At 38.2% G+C, this 20,083-nt stretch carries 20 protein-coding genes, 1 other RNA gene and 2 other annotated features; of the genes, 14 read left to right on the top strand and 7 right to left on the bottom strand.

The features are described 5' to 3' along the window. A partial coding sequence (locus PPA04_RS07140) for a DNA-3-methyladenine glycosylase I (RefSeq protein WP_222591708.1) occupies window positions 1-569 on the top strand: 569 nt, incomplete at its 5' end. 80 nt (window positions 570-649) lie between these two features. Here PPA04_RS07140 and PPA04_RS07135 read toward each other — a convergent pair. From PPA04_RS07135 to PPA04_RS07115, 5 genes are all read right to left on the bottom strand, one after another. Beyond that, window positions 650-1,120: a universal stress protein gene (locus tag PPA04_RS07135; RefSeq protein ID WP_057784705.1), complete on the bottom strand. Its 471-nt coding sequence runs from the start codon at window positions 1,118-1,120 to the stop codon at window positions 650-652. A 123-nt stretch (window positions 1,121-1,243) separates the two neighbouring features. Beyond that, window positions 1,244-1,528 carry a hypothetical protein gene (locus PPA04_RS07130; protein ID WP_057784706.1) on the bottom strand — a complete coding sequence of 95 codons (285 nt, stop codon included), beginning with the start codon at window positions 1,526-1,528 and terminating at the stop codon, window positions 1,244-1,246. Between the two features lie 105 nt (window positions 1,529-1,633). Further along, window positions 1,634-1,821, bottom strand: a non-coding RNA gene (ssrS, locus tag PPA04_RS07125) — 6S RNA. Window positions 1,822-1,875: 54 nt separating this feature from the next. Beyond that, entirely contained in the window at window positions 1,876-3,150 is a 1,275-nt protein-coding gene (locus PPA04_RS07120; RefSeq protein WP_057784707.1) for a replication-associated recombination protein A, read from the bottom strand. A 10-nt stretch (window positions 3,151-3,160) separates the two neighbouring features. Further along, complete coding sequence (locus tag PPA04_RS07115; protein WP_057784708.1) at window positions 3,161-3,622, bottom strand: YueI family protein; 462 nt, start codon at window positions 3,620-3,622, stop codon at window positions 3,161-3,163. Window positions 3,623-3,709: 87 nt separating this feature from the next. On the opposite strand from PPA04_RS07115, the gene PPA04_RS07110 reads away from it, so the two are divergent. Continuing rightward, window positions 3,710-4,300: a DUF1054 family protein gene (locus tag PPA04_RS07110; RefSeq protein WP_057784709.1), complete on the top strand. Its 591-nt coding sequence runs from the start codon at window positions 3,710-3,712 to the stop codon at window positions 4,298-4,300. A gap of 52 nt (window positions 4,301-4,352) precedes the next feature. Here PPA04_RS07110 and rpsD read toward each other — a convergent pair whose 3' ends face one another. Next, window positions 4,353-4,961, bottom strand: a complete 609-nt coding sequence (gene rpsD / locus PPA04_RS07105) for a 30S ribosomal protein S4 (RefSeq protein WP_057784710.1) — start codon at window positions 4,959-4,961, stop codon at window positions 4,353-4,355. 193 nt (window positions 4,962-5,154) lie between these two features. Further along, window positions 5,155-5,625, bottom strand: coding sequence for a free L-methionine (R)-S-oxide reductase MsrC (gene msrC / locus PPA04_RS07100; RefSeq protein ID WP_057784711.1), 471 nt, complete (start codon window positions 5,623-5,625; stop codon window positions 5,155-5,157). A gap of 159 nt (window positions 5,626-5,784) precedes the next feature. Here msrC and ezrA point away from each other — a divergent pair, with 159 nt between their 5' ends. The 12 genes from ezrA (at window position 5,785) to PPA04_RS07040 (ending at window position 20,069) form a co-directional block, all read left to right on the top strand. Next, a complete protein-coding gene (gene ezrA / locus PPA04_RS07095; RefSeq protein WP_057784712.1) occupies window positions 5,785-7,494 on the top strand; it encodes a septation ring formation regulator EzrA in 1,710 nt (569 codons plus the stop codon). A 248-nt stretch (window positions 7,495-7,742) separates the two neighbouring features. After that, window positions 7,743-8,888 carry a cysteine desulfurase family protein gene (locus tag PPA04_RS07090; protein WP_057784713.1) on the top strand — a complete coding sequence of 382 codons (1,146 nt, stop codon included), beginning with the start codon at window positions 7,743-7,745 and terminating at the stop codon, window positions 8,886-8,888. 17 nt (window positions 8,889-8,905) lie between these two features. Beyond that, entirely contained in the window at window positions 8,906-10,123 is a 1,218-nt protein-coding gene (thiI, locus tag PPA04_RS07085) for a tRNA uracil 4-sulfurtransferase ThiI (RefSeq protein ID WP_057784714.1), read from the top strand. 88 nt (window positions 10,124-10,211) lie between these two features. Next, complete coding sequence (locus PPA04_RS07080) at window positions 10,212-10,724, top strand: peroxiredoxin (RefSeq protein WP_373295138.1); 513 nt, start codon at window positions 10,212-10,214, stop codon at window positions 10,722-10,724. 25 nt (window positions 10,725-10,749) lie between these two features. Next, window positions 10,750-10,953: a binding site (T-box leader), on the top strand. A 45-nt stretch (window positions 10,954-10,998) separates the two neighbouring features. Continuing rightward, the gene (locus PPA04_RS07075; protein ID WP_057784716.1) at window positions 10,999-13,662 is read left to right on the top strand and encodes a valine--tRNA ligase; all 2,664 of its coding nucleotides are present in this window, start codon (window positions 10,999-11,001) and stop codon (window positions 13,660-13,662) included. Window positions 13,663-13,742: 80 nt separating this feature from the next. Then, the gene (locus PPA04_RS07070; protein ID WP_057784717.1) at window positions 13,743-15,065 is read left to right on the top strand and encodes a bifunctional folylpolyglutamate synthase/dihydrofolate synthase; all 1,323 of its coding nucleotides are present in this window, start codon (window positions 13,743-13,745) and stop codon (window positions 15,063-15,065) included. Window positions 15,066-15,105: 40 nt separating this feature from the next. Then, a complete protein-coding gene (locus tag PPA04_RS09835) occupies window positions 15,106-15,777 on the top strand; it encodes a JAB domain-containing protein (RefSeq protein ID WP_057784718.1) in 672 nt (223 codons plus the stop codon). A gap of 272 nt (window positions 15,778-16,049) precedes the next feature. Continuing rightward, window positions 16,050-16,895 (top strand): rod shape-determining protein MreC, encoded by an 846-nt coding sequence (gene mreC, locus PPA04_RS07060; RefSeq protein ID WP_057784719.1) that lies wholly within the window; start codon window positions 16,050-16,052, stop codon window positions 16,893-16,895. Between the two features lie 22 nt (window positions 16,896-16,917). Further along, complete coding sequence (mreD, locus tag PPA04_RS07055; RefSeq protein WP_057784720.1) at window positions 16,918-17,463, top strand: rod shape-determining protein MreD; 546 nt, start codon at window positions 16,918-16,920, stop codon at window positions 17,461-17,463. A 47-nt stretch (window positions 17,464-17,510) separates the two neighbouring features. Then, window positions 17,511-17,739, top strand: a binding site (T-box leader). A 162-nt stretch (window positions 17,740-17,901) separates the two neighbouring features. After that, window positions 17,902-18,552 carry an amino acid ABC transporter permease gene (locus PPA04_RS07050; RefSeq protein ID WP_057784721.1) on the top strand — a complete coding sequence of 217 codons (651 nt, stop codon included), beginning with the start codon at window positions 17,902-17,904 and terminating at the stop codon, window positions 18,550-18,552. An 11-nt stretch (window positions 18,553-18,563) separates the two neighbouring features. Then, window positions 18,564-19,199 (top strand): amino acid ABC transporter ATP-binding protein, encoded by a 636-nt coding sequence (locus tag PPA04_RS07045; RefSeq protein WP_057784722.1) that lies wholly within the window; start codon window positions 18,564-18,566, stop codon window positions 19,197-19,199. A gap of 18 nt (window positions 19,200-19,217) precedes the next feature. Next, window positions 19,218-20,069, top strand: a complete 852-nt coding sequence (locus PPA04_RS07040; protein ID WP_057784723.1) for an amino acid ABC transporter substrate-binding protein — start codon at window positions 19,218-19,220, stop codon at window positions 20,067-20,069. Window positions 20,070-20,083: the final 14 nt, after the last annotated feature.

Raw genomic sequence — 20,083 nt, 5'->3', positions numbered from 1 at the left:
CGAATGAGAATATGAATCGTTGTATGTGGGGAAATAAAAATGAATTGTTGAAACGGTATCATGATCTAGAGTGGGGCGTTCCAATTTTGGATACGCAAAGTTTATTTGAATGTTTTGCGTTGGAAATCTTTCAAGCGGGGTTGAATTGGGTAACTGTCCTGAAAAGAAGAGAAGGTTTTAGAAATGTCTTTGCGCAATTTGATCCACAAATATTAAGCCTGTTTACTGACTATGATATTAGCCAGATTTTGACAGATGCAACGATTATTCGTAATGAGCGAAAAATTAAAGCGGTAGTTCAAAACGCACAAGTTGTAGCCAATCTACCAATGAATTTTTCAGACTATATTTGGCAGTTTGTAGATTTTGAACCCATTAGGAATCCGCAAGTAGTTTTGGATGATTCACAATCGCGAATTTGTTTAACAAATAGAATTGCAAGTCAAATGAAAGCAGATGGCTTCATTTTTGTGGGTCCAAAAATGATTAATGCCTTTTTACAAGCAGCGGGTCTTATCAATGACCATGAAGTGAGTTGCTTTCGATATTATAATCTAGCTGTTCAATAGAAAGCATGTGGCAAAATAAAAGATATCCGAAGAAAAATGGTTATTTTCTCGGGCATCTTTTATTTTAAAAAAACAAGTTCTTATTTAATCTTAACTGGTTGATTAGCAAGATCAGTGCGGACAACTAAAACATCACAAACTGCTGTTCTTGTAACGTACTCGGTCACTGAACCAATTAGGAGACGTTCAACGGCATTCAAACCAGTCGCTCCAATCATAATAAGATCGGTATGTAACTGTTTTGGCATGTCATTTGCGATCACAACTTTTGGTGCACCATATTCAATTGAATAATCAACGTTTTCCAAACCTTTATCTTTTGCTTCATCCACATATTTATCAAGGGTTGTTTTTGCAGTTTCAGTAACCTGCTCAACCATTGCTGTATCAAAGCTTGAGATGTTTTGAAATGCGCGGGTATCAACAACGTGTACCAAATGTAATTCGGAACCTTTATTTCGTCTAGCAACTGCAACAGCTTTTTCGAAAGCTAATTCAGCTTCTTTTGAGCCATCAACAGGAACCAAGATATGTTTATATTGTTGTGTCATATAAATCACCTCTCCAACTTTCTAACTCCATTTTACGTTAAATTACCCAAAATAAAAAGAAAAAAGAGCGTTTTCTTTTTGATTAAACGGCTACAATGGGAGACAATCGGCATTTGCAGGTAGTTATTTTGGTAAAAAACTTAATAGTCCAATTAGAATTGCAGTGGTAGATAGACAGCCCAAAAGAAGAATCAGACAAATTAGAATGATCACATGTGTCCAAGCGATGACAAAAGCAATAATAGCCATTAAAATGAGGGCAAGACCGCCAATTCGTAAAAGTTCTTGTAGAGCTGGATTCTCAGTTGGATTGAATAGGAGAAAAGGTTGCTGCTGGTGCCGATATAAGTAAGTTCCAATTACGGCAAGAATAATAGAAAAAAGAACCATAAGAGCTGAAATCAGCATAGTATTCCTCCTTGAAATTTATTTGATAAATCGATAGTAAAACGGCTAAATAAACAAAAAGGGATTAGCACGTAATGTCCTAATCCCATCAAAGCATAATGCTTTGGAAATACTTTGTGGTGCCGTTAATCGTTTCTCAGTGAAAGCCCGCAAGTATGTTAGCGGTGGGACCAATTGGTTTGACTTTAAGTTTCCTAATTAAAGGCCTACATGCCACCAAACACCCTTAGTCCCTATACAAATTATTTGAACGGCAGTACATAAATGAAACAACGCGTACACCAAAGAAATTTCATACCTATCTTAGCATGGATATTATAAAATTTCAATTTCAGTCCCTCTGAAGATTAATCACGTTGAGCACGTAGCAAGCGTTTGTATTGTTCTGCTAAAGCAGTCTCAAATTTACCATTTTCTTTTGGTTCATAGTAGGTGGCATTCTTGATTCTGTCTGGCAGGTATTGCTGCTTTACCCAATCGTTGGGGTAATTATGCGCATATTTATAATTGTTTCCGTGACCAAGCTTAGCAGCGCCTTTATAGTGCGCGTCCTTTAAGTCAGCCGGGATGTCTCCATAGTTGCCAGATTCAACTTCGGTTAATGCCGCGTCCATTGCGGAAATGCCGGAATTTGATTTAGGCGATAAACAGAGTTCAATAACCGCATCGGCCAATGGAATTCGTGCTTCAGGAAACCCAAGTTTTTCGGCGGCCTGAATGGCAGAAACAGTTCTTGCACAGGCAGGCGGATTTGCCAGGCCGATGTCTTCATACGCAATAACCATTAATCGGCGCGATATACTTGGCAAATCACCAGCCTCTACTAAACGCGCCATATAATGGAGTGCTGCATTGACGTCGCTACCTCGAATCGATTTTTGAAAGGCTGAAATCACATCATAGTGAGCGTCCCCATTTTTATCTTGAGTGAGCGCCTTTTTTTGCAGACATTCTTCAATGATTTCTAAAGAAATATGAACTTCTTGATTTTTGTCTGGTTCAGTCGACATTACAGCGAGTTCCAAGCCATTTAAGGCACTACGCAGATCGCCGTTTGTGGAATGAATCAAAAAATCCATTGCTGGTTTAGCCACTTTAACATTCATTGAACCCAGGCCATTTTCGGTGTCTGTTAAGGCGCGATTGATGGCAGAATGGATATCTTCCGGTGCTAAGGGATGGACTTCAAAGATCTGGGTCCGACTTCGAATGGCTGGATTGATTGAAATATAAGGATTTTCGGTGGTGGCACCAATTAAAATAATTCGTCCACTTTCAAGGTGGGGGAGCAAGAAATCCTGTTTAGTTTTATCTAAACGGTGAATTTCATCAAGGAGTAAAATAACCGTACCACTCATTTTTGCTTCTTCAGCCACAATTTGAAGATCCTTTTTGGAATCAGTTGCAGCGTTTAATTTGCGGAAAGCATACTTCGTAGAGCCAGCAATGGCACTCGCAATACTGGTCTTTCCAGTACCCGGTGGACCATATAAAATCATGGACGATAGTAATTTAGCTTTGACCATTCGGGCAATAATTTTTCCTGGGCCAACTAGGTGTTGTTGACCAACAACTTCTTCAATTTTTTTAGGGCGCATACGATACGCCAATGGTTGTTGCATGATAAAACTCCTAATTTCGAAAACTATTTTTAAGTTTATCCAGAAGTGATTCTGGTTTTTTTTCTTCTTTAATAGGTGCCTGACCTTGGAAACTGGCCACATCAATGTCAGCAACATTAATTGAATCTGGCGCTGCTAAAACAAGGGCCAAGTCCTGATCGTTGGTTGTATAAATGCTGTCAGTTTTAATTGTGAATTTTAAGGATTCCTGACTGGCTGCTTTTAAATAAGGACCAATCAAGTGTTGATCAATGTTACCATTGATCAACAGCTGATAATCAGGGTGTTTTTTTAATTGTGCCACAAATGGAACCTCGTATTGGTGCGTTTTTATTTGAGAAACAGTCATTGAAATAGCCACGCGTTCGCGAAAAGTACCAAGATACCTTCGTTGTTCATCTGGATTGAGTTTAGGGGTGCCATGAATGGCATTCTGTAACCGCGAGTCAACGTTATTGGAATTATTAGCCATTGCGCTCACAACCTTTCTAGATAGTATAATAAGTATAGCATTTTCCGCCAAGGGTATCCTGTTTGGCGACTAAGGAGGTAACTATTTATGTTTAGAGAGCACATATTTTCTGTATTTAATGAACCTGATGTTGAGGAAAGATTAAAGTTAGTTCGTACTCAAATTGATCCTTTTTTTGAGGAAGCTATTCAAGAAGTGCTGCCAATATTAAATGGGAACGGTGAAACTTACCGAGCGTTTATTGCAAAACATGCGCGCCGTCATTCTAATCCACCACCAAATACGTGGGTCGCATTTGCTCAAAACAAGCGGGGCTATAAAATGGTGCCTCATTATGAAATTGGGGTTTGGGATGACCGGTTGTTTGTGTGGTTGGCCTTTGAAACAAATATGCAGGAGCGCCAATCCGCGATTGATAAACTCAAGTCAAAACAAGCTGGTTTTTTAAATTTAGGTGCCCAGTTTAAGCTTTCAAACAATCACATGGCAAAATCGTTTATTTCATTGACGAAAGGAAATTTTGAGAAGAGCGTCAAGGAGTACAGATTTCAGAAAAAGGCGGAGGTTCTAATTGGTCGTGTTTTACAAAAGGATAATAGGAACTTAGATAGCAAAGCGGCAGTACTAGAAATGATCGAGCAAACGATTAGCGTGTTATCCAAAATTTGGGACAACTAAAAAAGCGATTGGAATTTCTTCCAAACGCTTTTTTTGAACAAACAATAAAAAATTAAAGTTTGTTGTAGTATTCAACGATTAGTGATTCGTCGATATCAGCCTCTAATTCGTCACGTTCTGGGAGACGAGTTAAGGAACCTTCCAACTTATCAGCATCAAATTGAACAAATTGAGGACGACCAACGACAGCTTCAACAGCTTCGCCAATGATCTTCAAATCTTTTGATTTTTCACGAACACTGACAACCTGGCCAACTTCTACTTCATAAGAAGGGATGTCGACACGTTTGCCATCCACGGTAATGTGACCATGGTTAACAAGTTGACGTGCTTGACGACGAGTGGTTGCTAAACCTAAACGGTAAACAACATTATCTAAACGACGTTCGAGTAAGATCATGAAGTTAACACCATGCTTACCTTCATTGATTTTACCAGCGCGTTTGAATAAGTTTGAGAATTGACGCTCTGTCAAACCGTACATCATACGCAACTTTTGTTTTTCGCGGAGTTGTTGACCATATTCTGAAATGTTACGACGGTTGTTTTGACCGTGATCACCAGGTGCATATGGGCGACGAGCTAATTCTTTACCAGTACCGCTTAAAGAAATTCCTAAACGGCGAGAAATTTTCCAACTTGGACCTGTATAACGAGACATAAAGTAAATCCTCCAATAATTTTGTTGGAGTAAAATAATCCGATTGCGAGTTTAGTATTCGTGCAGACTGTTTTGCAATCCTCACCTTTGCAGCCGCAAGGTTACTAATTGAACCAATTAAAAGGCACCAGTCTGTTGACGAGCTTACCACTCGCCGCTGCATTATTTTACACAATGAACAGTTTACAACAAGTTAAGCAACAGTGTCAATGTGCTGCAAGAAAACAGCGGCAAAGTCCTCAAGTTCTTGTTGATTTTCTTCAGTAAACCGATCAAGTAAAGGCGAGTCAATATCTAAAACACCAATTTTATGCTCATTTTTAATGAGAGGAAGCACAATTTCTGAATTGCTGGCAGTATCGCAAGCAATGTGGCCAGCAAACTCATGCACGTTAGCAATTCGCTGAACTTTTTTTGCTTTAAAAGCTGTGCCACAAACGCCGGTACCATTGGCAATATGCATGCAAGCGACGTTACCTTGAAAAGGCCCAAGAACGAGTTCATCACCTTTTTGATCATAGAGATAAAAACCGGCCCAGTTCACATCAGCGTAACTTGATTTTAAAAGTGCTGAAGCATTAGCCATATTTGCAATTAAATTAGTTTCGCCAGTTAAAAGGGCATCTAATTGTTGATTCATTAGTGAAAGTGTTTTCTGTGTCATAAAAATTCCTCCAAATTGGACTAGAAATATAAAAATCACATAGTGAAACTCTAAAATCCTATGCTATAATTTAAGTTGAGTCTTATTTTATATTGAAAAAAACAAGAAAGCAACAAAATTCATTTAATGAAAATGACGTAGACAAAGGATGGGGTTCTCATGTTGGGTGTATTAATTGGTATAATCGTGGTGGCAATTCTTATTTATGTAGGGATCGTGCTGTATCAGCGATATTTATTGAAGCAAATTACAGATCTTCAAAATAAGAAATCTGATTTGATGGATCTGCCCGTCGCCAGCGAGCTTGATGAGGTTGGTAACTTAAATTTGGCAGGTTCTTCTTTGGAAGAATACCAAAATCTTCAAGATGATTATCGGAACGTCAAAAACAACAAATTTCCTGAAATTGACGAACTTGCAGAAACCGGTCAGCAGAACGTGAATGACATGAAAATTTTTGATGCCCGTTCTGATGTTTCTGGTATTAAAGACGCTGTCCAGGTGATTCAATCGGAATCTGATCGCATTCAAGCAGCACTAGATCAAATTAAGCAGGAAAGCGAAGACCAACAAAACAAAGTTAAAGTTCTGCGTCACAAGTATCAAGACCTACGTAAGACCCTGTTAGCTAAGAACATGACTTATGGTCCTAGCATTGATATGTTAAACGACAGTTTAGAGCGACTGGAGAATGCTTTCGAGAATTTTGCTAAAACTGTGGAAAGCGGCGATCATAAGAAAGCCGAAGGACAGTTACAACAGTTACAGACCAGTACAAAAGGTTTGGAAGAACAGCTTGAGGCAATCCCAGAACTTTACATCCAATTAAATGAAGATTTTCCTGGTCAATTAGATGAAATTAAAAATGGCTATACGCAATTGATCAATCATAATTATGCATTTGCGGACGATGAAATTCCTAATGACATTGAAGATATTGGTTCAAAAATTAACGAAAATTTGGATACTTTGAGTAATCTAAGACTTGACGCTGTAAAGGGCAATAACGAGACAATTGCAAACCGCATAGATAATCTTTATGATTTAATGCAAACTGAAATTGATGCTCGAACCGATGTTGATGGTGGTTTTCAAACAATTGCCGAATACATTGAACACGCCGAAAAGCAAAGTCATACTTTGCTGATTGAAATCGACCGATTAGGGCAAAGTTATGTTTTGAATGGTAACGAAGATAGTCAAGCTCATGACTTAGAAGCAAAACTTCAAGATATTCGTAGTGAACATGATCAAGATGCAGAAGCAATTACAAATCAACCTGTTGTTTATTCAGAAATCTTGCAACGGATGCATGAAGAAAATGATCAACTTGATGATATTGAATCTCAACAAACTGCAATTAACGAAAGTATTCAAAAGTTGATTGAAGAAGAAAAAGATTCTCGTCGAACATTACACCAATTTGATTTGGAAATTCATGAGATCAAACGCCACATTGAAAACTTAAACTTACCAGGAATCCCTGCAAGTTATATGGATTACTTCTTTGTTGTGAGTGATGAAATTGAAAAGCTTTCTTCCAATATGAATCAAGTCAAAATCGATATGAAACAAATTGATCAACAATTGGGTATGATTGATAAAGATATGCAGTCTCTTGCCAAGAAAACAACTGAACTTACCGATAATGCCGCGTTAAGTGAAGAAATCATTCAGTATACCAACCGTTATCGTCACAGTAATGAGACGGTTGATAATGCCAGCAAACGGGCACAAAAGTTGTTTGATGAAGACCATGATTATGCACAAAGTTTAAGTGTTATTAGTCGGGCATTGGAAAGTGTTGAGCCAGGAATGGTGGATCAGTTAACTGAGAGTTATCAAAAGCAAAAAAGTACGCAGTATTAATCTTTAATTTTTTAAGTTAAAGCAACGAAAACTGATAGTTTAGTTTTCGTTGCTTTTTAATTTTGAAAGATCAATTTGTTATGGAAAAGACTGATTTTGTAATTCGGATTACAATTCTTTGTTTTTATTGATGATTTTGAGTATCATAGGTGGAGTTTGTTAATAACCTTGTTGACTATTCATAAGGTTGTTATAATTAGTAAGGAATTTTCAAGTGAAGTCCTAAGGATAGTAGGAGAATTAATAGAATGATTTATTTTGATAATAGTGCCACAACTAAAGTTGCCCCGGAGGTTTTAAAAACCTACCAAACGGTTAGTGAAAAAATTTGGGGAAATCCGTCTAGTTTGCATGCAATGGGTGAAACTGCGTTTAATTTATTGGAGCAGTCACGAAAACAGATTGCCGATTTGTTGAATGTCAAACCCCACGAAATTTTTTTCACCAGTGGTGGAACTGAAGGCGATAATTGGGTTGTTAAAGGAACAGCAATTGAGAAACGGACCTTTGGTAAACATTTAATTACAACCGCGGTTGAACATCCTGCAATTACAAATAGTATGGAACAGTTGCGACGCTTGGGTTACGATATCACTTACTTGCCCGTCGATAAAGAGGGACGGATTTCGATCAAAGATTTAGAAGCTGCTATTCGTCCGGACACAATTTTAGTATCAATTATGGCCGTAAATAATGAAATTGGAACACTGCAACCGATTAAAGAGGCGGCAGATGTTCTTAAAAAATATCCAAAGATTCATTTTCATATAGATGCGGTTCAAGGAATTGGTAAAGGTATCCAGTCCGCAATTTTTAATGATCGGGTTGATTTTGTTACTTTCTCTGGGCACAAGTTTCATGCACCACGTGGAATCGGGTTTATTTATGCTCGGGAAGATCGCCGCATTGCACCTCTAATGACTGGTGGCGGTCAAGAAAAGAACCAACGCAGCGGTACTGAAAATTTACCTGCAATTGCAGGGATGGCGAAAGCATTACGTCTTCTTCTAAAAGACGAGCCAGCAAATGTTAAACAGCAACAAACGGTCAAAGAAACAATTTTTGATCATGTTAGCAAGTTTAAAAATGTCACCATGTTTACCCAACGCAATGATGGGTTTGCCCCCCATATTCTGTGTTTTGCGATTAAAGGGGTCCGCGGTGAAACAGTTGTCCATGCGTTTGAGCGCTACAATATTTTTATTTCCACTACGAGTGCCTGTTCCTCCAAGAAACAAGTTGAATCAAGTACGCTGGCCGCAATGAAAACACCAGATGATATTGCAACAAGTGCAATTCGAGTGAGTTTAGACGCTGACAATACAGTTGCCGAAGCAGAAGAGTTTAACAAAGTGTTTGATAAACTCTATGCGGAATTTTCTAAATTAAATTAAGACAAGGAGTTACTGATATGCAGTATACGGAAATTATGGTCCGCTATGGGGAACTTTCCACAAAAGGGAAGAACCAGCGAGACTTCGTTAATCGATTAGGTGGAAACATTCGTAAAAGTCTTCATGCATTTCCAAAACTTGAAGTGCATCCAAAGCGAGACCGCACTCATGTCACTTTAAATGGGGAAGATTCTGATGCCGTTATTGAACGGTTAAAACAAGTTTTTGGTATTCAAAATTTCTCGCCATCGCTTAAGGTTGACCGGACCCTTGATGCGATTCATCAAGGTGTTTTAGAGATGATGACTGAACAATTGAAACCTGGGATGACCTTCAAGATCAATACGCGCCGGTCAGATCATAACTTTGAAATGGATACCAACGAGCTCAACGAAGAGTTGGGTGGATTTGTCCTTGATAATTTTCCTAAGGCAGTTGTCAAAATGCGAAAACCTGATTTGATTTTACGAGTTGAGGTTCGCAACAATGGCGTCTTTCTTTCAAGCGAAACTATTCAGGGTGCTGGTGGGTTACCAGTCGGCACAGCTGGTAAAGGTATGATGATGTTATCTGGTGGGATTGACTCACCAGTTGCGAGCTATTTAGGAATGAAGCGTGGCGTTGATATGGAGATGGTACATTTCTTTAGTCCACCATACACCAGTGAACAAGCGTTAGCGAAGGCTAAAGAACTTACTTCTAAGTTGGCTGCTTTTGGTGGGAGTTTACAGTTTATTCAAGTGCCGTTTACAAAAATTCAAGAAGAAATCAAAGAAAAGGTTCCTGAAGGATACTTGATGACAGTGCAACGCCGGATGATGTTAAGAATTGCCGTTGCACTTGCCAAAAAACGAGGCGGGAAGGCTATTTTTAATGGCGAGTCACTGGGCCAAGTTGCTTCTCAGACCATGGAAAGCATGGAAGCTATTAATGACGTAACTAACATGCCGATTTTGCGACCTGTAATTTCTTTAGATAAAACAGAGATTATCAAGCAAGCCGAGCAAATTGGGACATATGATCTTTCTATTTTACCTTTTGAGGACTGTTGTACTATTTTTGCACCACCAGCTCCAAAAACTCGTCCGGACACAGAGCGAACCCGTTATTATGAAAAACGAATTGATGTCGAGGGCCTAATGCAAGAAGCTTTGGATGGCATTGAAATTTCCGAAATTAAACCTGATCAAAATTTCTTGAATCAAAATGAGGATGTTTTTGCAGAATTGCTATAAATCATCAATTTTTCATTTGATTGTTGGCTTAGAATGGGTTATCTTTAGGTTAATCTTTTGATAGGTAAGTTACTGAATTTGAGGAGTGATGAATGTGGATGTTTTAAATAATGGCGAAAAGGTTTCCCTTTCTGGTAATCCCCCTGAAGTGGGTGAGCAATTACCAAAGTTCAAGTTGTTTAATGCTGAGAACCAGAAAATTAAGACCAGAGATTTAATTGGGAAACCAACATTAATCAGTACTGTTCCAGATTTAAATACCCGGGTCTGCAAGATTGAAACCAAAAAGTTTAATCAGCAAGCAGACCATTATCCATCCGTTCGTTTTGTGACTGTTTCTAACAATACAATTTCTGAACAGAAGGCATGGTGTGCGGCAGAGGGTGTTTCAAATCTTGAAGTTCTTTCTGACGAAGAGTTATCAATGGGATATGAAATGAATTTATACATTCCAAATGATGGCTTCTTAGCACGCACAATCTTCATTATTGATGCTGAGGGTAAAATTGTGTATCGCCAAATTGTGCCAGAAATTCATGATGAACCAAATTATATTGAAGCATTGGATGCTATTAAAAAATACGCAACTGAAGTTGACTAATCACTGAATGTTGGCTAAAATGCTTATATAGGCTATGAACAAGAAAAAAACATCTTAAAAAAGAGAGAAAATAAATGCTGAAAGTTTTCGCAAGATGTTTAGTAGATTGTGAGCCGTTGTTCTGAACTAACAGTAAGAATGACCGGAAATTTTTAATTCCGTTAAAAAAGAAGTAAGTGGGGTTAAAAACCCAAATTAGGTGGTACCGCGAAGCATATTCGTCCTTTTGAAGGATGGATATGCTTTTTTGTTTTATATAGAAAGGAATACTCATATGACAGAAAAAAAGGAAATGTCAACAAAATACGATCCTCATGCAGTTGAGCAGGGTCGTTATCAACAATGGTTAGATCAAGGCCTTTTTAAACCAAGTGGCGATAAAAAAGCAAAACCTTATTCAATCGTTATTCCACCGCCAAATGTAACTGGAAAATTACATTTAGGGCATGCTTGGGATACGACATTGCAAGACATGTTAATTCGTCAAAAACGCATGCAAGGTTATGATACCCTATGGTTACCAGGAATGGATCATGCCGGAATTGCCACTCAGGCGAAAGTTGAAGCTAAGTTACGTGAAAAAGGAATCTCACGTTATGATTTAGGCCGTGAAAAATTTGTTAAACAAGTTTGGGAATGGAAAGATGAATATGCCGATGTTATTCATAAACAGTGGGCTAAATTGGGATTGTCATTAGACTATGCTCGAGAACGTTTCACGTTGGATGATGGTCTTTCAAAAGCGGTAAAAAAGGTCTTTGTGACCTTATATAACAAAGGCTTAATTTATCGTGGTGAATACATTATCAATTGGGATCCACAAGCTCAAACAGCACTTTCCGATATTGAAGTGATTCATAAGGATGACAAAGGTGCCTTTTACCATGTCAAGTATCCATTCGTTAATGAAGAAGACACTTTCAATGGTAATCATTACATTGAGATTGCCACAACGCGTCCAGAAACCATGATGGGTGATACTGCAGTTGCGGTTAATCCAAGTGACGAACGCTACAAAGAATTAGTTGGTAAAGAGCTTGTGTTGCCACTACAAGGGCGTCATATTCCCATTATTGCAGATCAGTATGTTGATCCTGAGTTTGGAACTGGGATGGTCAAAATCACGCCAGCACATGATCCTAATGATTTTAATGTTGGTAATCGGCATGATCTGGCCAGAATCAATACGATGAATAAAGATGCCACGATGAATGAAAATGCCGGTAAGTACGAAGGAATGGACCGGTTTGTTGCCCGTAAAGCCATGGTTAAGGATTTACAGGATCAAGGTTATTTGATCTCAATTGATCCAATCGTGCATAGTGTTGGCCATTCAGAACGAACAGGTGTCCAAGTTGAAGCTCGTTTGTCCACCCAATGGTTTGTTAAAATGAAAGATTTGGCAAACTTAGCCCTTGAAAATCAGAAATCAGATCAAAAGGTTAATTTTATTCCTGAACGATTTGAGCATACCTTTACACAGTGGATGGAAAATGCACATGATTGGGTAATCTCGCGTCAATTATGGTGGGGACATCAAATTCCAGCTTGGTACAATAAACAAACTGGAGAAACCTATGTTGGTGAAACTGCACCGAAGGATATTGAAAATTGGGAACAGGATCCCGATGTTTTGGATACTTGGTTCTCCAGTGCCTTATGGCCGTTTTCAACGATGGGCTGGCCAGATGAAGATGCACCTGACTTTAAACGCTATTTCCCGACCAGTACATTGGTAACTGGTTATGATATCATCTTCTTCTGGGTTTCACGAATGATTTTCCAGAGCCTTGAGTTTACCGGGAAACCACCATTTAAGGATGTTTTGCTTCATGGCCTGATTCGTGACGAGCAAGGACGTAAGATGAGTAAGTCCTTGGGTAACGGAATTGATCCAATGGATGTCATTAATAAATATGGAGCTGATGCGTTGCGATGGTTCTTATCACAAGGTTCAACTGCAGGTCAAGATATTCGTTTCAGCTATGACAAAATGGATGCTGCTTGGAACTTTATTAATAAGATTTGGAATGCTAGCCGTTATGTAATCATGAACCTTGGTGAAATGACACAACCAGTGCTTCCAGATCAAAGCAAATGGAATCTGACTGACAAGTGGATTTTAAGTCGATTAAACGAAACTGTGAAACAGGTTACCCACTTCTTTGATACTTATGATTTTGGAGAAGCTGGTCGTGCCCTTTACACCTTCATTTGGGATGACTTCTGTGACTGGTATATTGAAATGAGTAAGGAAATCCTGACAGGTGATGATGAAGAAGCCAAGGCCAATACGCGCAATATTTTGGCTTATGTTTTGGATCAGACCTTACGTCTTCTTCAACCGATCATGCCATTTGTCACTGAAGAACTCTGGCAAGCAATGCCCCACGAGGGTGCTTCCATTGTGACCGCAGCCTACCCAGTGGAACATGCACAACTAGCTGATAGGCAGGCTGAAAATGATATGGCACACTTGATTGATTTAATTAAGGCAGTTCGTAACATTCGGGCGGACGCTAATGCACCAATGTCAAGTTCTGTAGACCTTCTTGTGAAGACCGATAATGCAGACCTAAAGACGCTTTTTGAAACCAATCATGAGTATATTGAACGTTTCTGTCATCCAGCTAAATTTGAGATAGGTGCTGATCTTGAAATTCCCAAGTTAGCAATGTCAGCAGTTATTACAGATGCCGAAGTTTATATTCCATTAGCGGAATTAGTTGATCTAAACGACGAAGCTGATCGCCTCCAAAAGGAAGTTGATAAGTATACTGGTGAAGTTAATCGTTCGATTAAGAAGCTTGGCAACGAACGATTTGTGGCCAATGCTCCTGCTGAAGTGGTTGATAGTGAGCGTCAAAAGCAGACCGATTATGAGGCTAAATTGACAGCAACAAAACAACGACTTGAATCACTAAAAAATGCACAGTAACTAAACAAATTTTTATGAAAAGAGACTAAACTAAAACGAGATGTTTGTTTAGTCTTTTTTCGATTTGAGGAGATGGTATTTTGACTGAAGTAAAGACCTATGAGCAAGCAGTTGCCTTTATTCATGGTCGCACCAAATTTAAAAAAATTCCCACGTTGGCTCGGATGACCAAGTTTATGGCGGCATTGGATAATCCCCAAAATAAGATTCAGGCTATCCACATCGCAGGAACGAACGGAAAAGGCTCAACCCTGACTTTTTTAAGGAGTATGTTACAAGAAACGGGTTACAAAGTCGGATCATTTACTTCACCATTTTTAACACGTTTTAACGAACGCATTAGTGTAAACGGTGAGCCTATTTCGGATGCAGAAATTCTGAGGCTGGTTCAGAAAGTATTACCAGTCATTGACGAACTAGATAAGACTTTACCTGAAGGCGGGCCAACCGAATTTGAAATCATTACTGCTATGATGTATAGCTATTTTGCTGAAGGACATGCTGACGTTGTGTTAGTTGAAGTGGGTATTGGTGGCTTATTCGATTCCACAAATGTGGTTTTGCCTGCAGTCTCGGTAATTGTGAATATTGGTTTTGATCACATGAAATTATTGGGTAATACCCTAGGTAAAATCGCGACACAAAAAGCAGGAATTATTAAGGAAAATGTGCCGACCGTTATTGGGCAATTAGGTGATGAGGCATTAGAAGTTATTATTAAAACTGCTCGCCAGCATCATAGTAGCTATTTTTGTTTTGATGAGACATATAAAGTTAATAATCGTCGTTATCAGGATTTATGGACGCAAAAATTTGACTTTGCGACGACTGATTATCATTTTAAAGATTTAAAAATTTCAATGCTAGGTAATTACCAAATCAATAATGCCAGTACCGCGTTGCAAGCTTATCTGATATTTTTAAAGCAACAAAATGTACCAGTTCTTGAGAAGAATATCAGAAGTGGGCTAGTAAAAGCTTTTTGGGCTGGTAGATTTGAAAAGGTAAATGAACAACCACTTGTGGTGTTGGATGGTGCACATAACGAACCAGCATTTGAAGAAATCACAAAGTTACTTGGGACTCATTTTAAACAGTACGATATTTATGTTGTGATTGCGATTCTTGAAGATAAGCAATATCACAAAATGATTCAGACATTGGGTGCTTTGAACAACGTGCATATTATCGCAACCACTTTTGCTGGACCTGGCAAACGCCAAGCTGCCAATTTAACAGAATTAACAACTAGTGTTGAAACGGCCAATCCAATTCAAACTGAAGAAAACTGGCAGCTAGCCATTGCTAAGGCCAGTCGCATCATGTCTAGTGACGATTTACTCCTAATTACGGGATCTTTATATTTTATTTCAGATGTTCGTAAGTTATTCGTAGAATCGTAATAGTTGTGCGTATTTTTGTTATTAGGAGAGTGAAAAGCTAATGAAAAATGATATGCAGACGACACAAATAGAAGTTGCGCGGAAACCTTTTGATGAAATGGCTCAGTATACGAATGAGGAACTTTTACAAGTTTTTTTGACTGATAAGTTACCAATCAATGAGCAACGTCAAGTACTAGCAGATTTTTGGAAATTGATTCCAGATTTATCTTTGTTTTCACTGTTATATAATCCAGAAAAAAAGCAAATATTTGCTGATTATCCTGAACTAAATCGTCAATTTTTGGCGTGTGTAGAATTAGGTCGCCGTATTGAGTTAGCACCACAAAAAATTATTGGTGAAATTTTTGGGAGTCGTCAAATTGGAGAACGGCTGATTCACATGCAAAGACGATACCGGCAGGAGAGACTAACGTTGCTTTGTTTAAACACAAAAAATAAAATTGTGTTTGAAAAAATGATTTTTAAAGGCAGTTTGAATTCTGCAACCGTGCATCCACGGGAAATCTTTTTTGAAGCATTGCGGGTGGGTGCTAATAAAATTATGGTGACTCACAATCATCCAAGCGGGGATGTCAGTCCCTCTCAGCAGGATATTCAGTTTACCAAACGGTTAAAAGATTGTGGTATTTTGATGGGTATTGAGGTGTTAGATCATATTATTACAGGAAGCATGACATACTATAGTTTTGCGGAGCAGCATCTCATTTGATTAAACTAAAGGTTGAAAGTATCAAAATTACTTCAATAACTAGTATTAAATGACTTGGTTCAAAATCAGCAATTCACTTGCCGTCTTGAACGTTTTCGTATTAAGTAACAAGATAAGTTTTTGTATTTTCAACCTTTAGTGATTAAATATTAAGGTGCGTTTAATGGTGGCCAACAAGCATGTAATGGCATTTTTTTCTGTGGTATAATACAAACTGTGTCTGAGCAAGAATAGATATTGTTGTGATATAAAAAATTTCCGGAGGGTCTACCATGCAAAAATTTTTTTCAAATCGAAAGTTAGTGATTGCTGTAATCTGTGTGATTATCGCAGTTGGATTAGTGACCCTATCGGTAACGACCCGGAAAAAGTCTACCACCCCAGTCATACAAAAGGTTGGTAATGATGCTGTTGGTGTGGTTGATCGCGTAGTGGCTTATCCGATGAATGCAATTCGAAATACTTCACAAGCGTTGAATTCAATTATCAATACGTATCAAGAAAATGAACGCTTAAAGAGCAAAGTCGATAATTTGGAATCTGTTCGTGCACGGGATCAGGCCCTAAAACAAGAAAATAAACAGTTAAAACAACAAGTTAGTTTAAAAAAGAGCATGACCGATTATAATTTAGTCACCGCAACCGTAATTTCTCGTGCACCTTCTTCTTGGCAAAACATTGTGGTTATCAATAAAGGAACTGCTTCAGGTATCAAAAAAAATGAGTCGGTAGTTGCTGGTCAAGGGCTTATCGGACGTGTCATTGAAGCTAGTTATACCACAAGTAAGGTCGAATTAATTAGTGATAGTAGTGATTCCGCCAATCGGTTCGCCATTCAAGTACAGGATGAAAATGGGACAACAATTAATGGGATTGTCACTAGTTTTGATCGTAGTAACAATGAAATTGTAATGGGACAGGTAACATCTAAGTCAAAAATCACGAAGGGGTCATTAGTGACAACTTCTGGGCTTGGTGGTGTCACGCCTAAGGGGCTGTATGTAGGAAAAGTTGTAGCTACTAAAGAAGACTCCAGTGGCTTAGCTACAGAAGTGTACATCAAGCCAGCAGCGGATATGAGCAGTATTAATGTGGTTTCAGTTGCTGCACTTAAATAGTCAGTTTGGGAGGATGTTATAAATGTTACAAAGTGCTAAATTAAAATTTATTTTCCCAATTGGCTTTTTCCTCGCATTGTTTTTAGACGGTTCAATCAATTTAATTTTTTCAGGTTCGTTATTTGCATATCCCTATTCAATGGTGAGCAATCTGACAATCTTATGGATGATTTTGGCCATTTTTTTCGAAGGTGAGACGAAATTGCCAATTGCTACTTGGGCAGCTGGCGTTGGCCTTGTGTTTGACTGGTTTTACACCGGTGTTTTCGGGGTCAATATGTTTATTCTGCCAGTAATTGTGATTATTACACAGTGGGTCAAAGTTTTCTTTAAACCGACGTTTTTATCAATCTTACTAACGTTTTTCTTAGCCTTAACGCTATATGAAAGTGCGTTTTATATCGTTTTTGAAATCGTACATTATACAAGCATTACGTCACCAGAATTTGTTGCCTATAATCTGGCACCAACATTAGCCTTAAATTTATGTTTCTTTGTCATTTTATATTTGCCGATCAAAAGTCTTTTCCGGCATACGCGGGGAGCAAACTTTAGAAGTATTGATTAAAAAGTACTTGACGTTGATTAGAAAATGAACTATATTCAATACAATATTTAAAAACAATGAACGGAAGAGTAGAACTAGGAATCAGTTCAGAGAGCTTTAAATGGTGAGATTAAAGCATGTACCTAGTTCGAAACACATCTGTGAGTTTACTTCTTGAGAAAACTAGAGAAGTACGGGTGATCGTTATCTCATAGAGTTGTAACTTATAACTTGTTGAGCTGATAATTGTGAGATTATCAGAAACATGAGGTGGAACCACGTTGATGCGTCCTCTTGGGTATTTTTACCCAAGGGGATTTTTTTGTTATAAGCACAACTCACTGAGGTAATTGTTGTGAAGCAATTACAAACAGGGGTGGAACCGCGCTTACTCGTCCTCTTGAATTATTTTTTATAGTTCAAGAGGACTTTTTTTATAAATTATTGGAGGGGATCACAATGTTGTCATTAAATTATATATCGCAAATTTTGCCATCTTTATTGGCTGGTACCACGATGACGTTAAAAATATTTTGTTGGACGTTGATTGGCGCGTTGCCACTAGGAATGATTTTTGGTTTAGGCTTGGTATCTAAAATTAAATTGGTAAAATATATTTTAAATTTTTTTGTTTGGCTGATGCGAGGAACGCCACTGTTATTGCAATTAATCTTCGTTTTTTATGGTTTGCCAATTGTAGGAATTGTCTTTCAAAGGTACGACGCGGCATTGTTTGCCTTTATTCTTAATTACTCCGCATATTTTGCCGAAATATTTCGTGGGGGGCTTCAATCGGTTGATCGTGGACAATACGAAGCCGCGAAGGTCCTACGGTTATCTTATTGGCAAACCATCCGCAAAATTCTGATCCCACAAGTAGCCAAAATTGTGTTGCCATCGATTGGAAATGAAGTTATCAACTTAGTTAAGGATTCTTCATTAGTTTATGTTATCGGAATTGGTGACCTCCTTCGGGCCGGAAATGTGGCTTCTGCGCGTGACGTTACCTTAATTCCGTTACTCTTAGTAGGTGTTATCTATTTACTTTTGACGGCGGTTTGTACTTATGTATTACGGCAAGTTGAAAAGCACTACGCATATTGGCGTTAGGGGGTAGAACAATGTTAAAAATTAATAATTTAACAAAAAAATTTAATGACAGAACTATTATTGATAACCTTTCATTTGAAGTTGAAGACAGCGAAATCTTAACAATTGTTGGCCCCTCTGGAGCTGGTAAAACAACTTTACTTCGTTGTATCAGCGGATTGGAACCAGTTGATAAAGGTGAATTTTATTTAAACAATAAAAAATTTAGTCCATACGAAGATACGGGTAGCGAAAGTGTGATTGGTGTTGTTTTTCAGGATTATCAATTATTTCCCAATTTGACTGTACTAGACAACGTTACGTTGGCTCCGCAAATGGTACTAAAGCAAAGTGGTGCAATTGCCAAACAGAAGGCACTGGAGCGCCTATCGCGTTTGCAACTGAATGGAAAAGAAAATTTATATCCGTATCAACTTTCCGGGGGTCAAAAACAGCGAGTTGCTATTGCAAGGGCGCTTGCTATGCAGCCAAAAATTCTTTGTTATGACGAACCAACATCAGCCCTTGATCCGGAACTACGGGGAGAAGTAAGTAATATCATTAAAGGATTAAAGCAAGACGGCATGACCCAGATCGTGGTTACGCATGATATGGATTTTGCAAATGAAGTTGCCGATAAACAGCTTCACGTTGTACCAGTTAAGTAAATTGGGGAGGTACAAGCAATGAAAAAAAAGTTAAAAATAATCTGTTTGACATTAGCAATTTGTTTGTTAATTCTTCCCAGCTTAAGTGGCTGTGAAAATGAAACGAAGCGGGCAAATACGACCGATTATTGGTCAACAATTAAAAAACGGGGAAAAGTTATTGTGGGATTGGACGATAGTTTTGTACCCATGGGATTTCGTAAGAAAAATGGACAATTAACAGGTTATGATATTGACCTTGCCAAAGCGGTATTTAAGTTATACGGCATCAAAGTAGATTTTCAAAGCATTGATTGGTCAATGAATACTACTGAATTAAGAAATAGAACCATTGACCTAATTTGGAACGGTTTTACGATAACGCCAGAACGAGAAAAAGTAGTTAGTTTTAGTCACACTTATTTAGCTAATGAGCAAGTTTTGGTAAGTAAAAAATCACAAAATGTAACGAGCTTTAAAAAGATGACTGGGAAAACGTTGGGCGTGCAAAGTGGTTCGTCTGGGGCTCAGGACGTAGATCGTCAACCCAATTTGTTAAAAAATCAAATTAAAGATAAAACACCTGTTTTATATGACTCATTTAATGATGCTTTCATTGATTTGAACGCAAATCGAATTCAAGGATTATTGATTGATAGTGTGTACGCTGGCTATTATATTAAACATGAAAGCGATCCTCAGTCTTATCGTGAAATCCAAGGCAAATTCCCTAAAGAGCAATTTGCAGTAGGAATGCGAAAGGGCGATAAAACATTACAAAAGAAAATTAATCATGGATTGTATGTGTTATATAAGAATGGAACTTTGAAAAAAATTAATGAAAAATGGTTTGGTAATACAGCAAAGGTTGTTGCTCAGCCAAAAAGTTAACTTTTCTAAAATAA

Source organism: Pediococcus parvulus, from assembly GCF_007990205.1.
Classification (GTDB): Bacteria; Bacillota; Bacilli; order Lactobacillales; family Lactobacillaceae; genus Pediococcus; species Pediococcus parvulus.
Note: the sequence above shows the minus strand (reverse complement) of the source record. Positions and strands in the feature narration are given on the sequence as shown.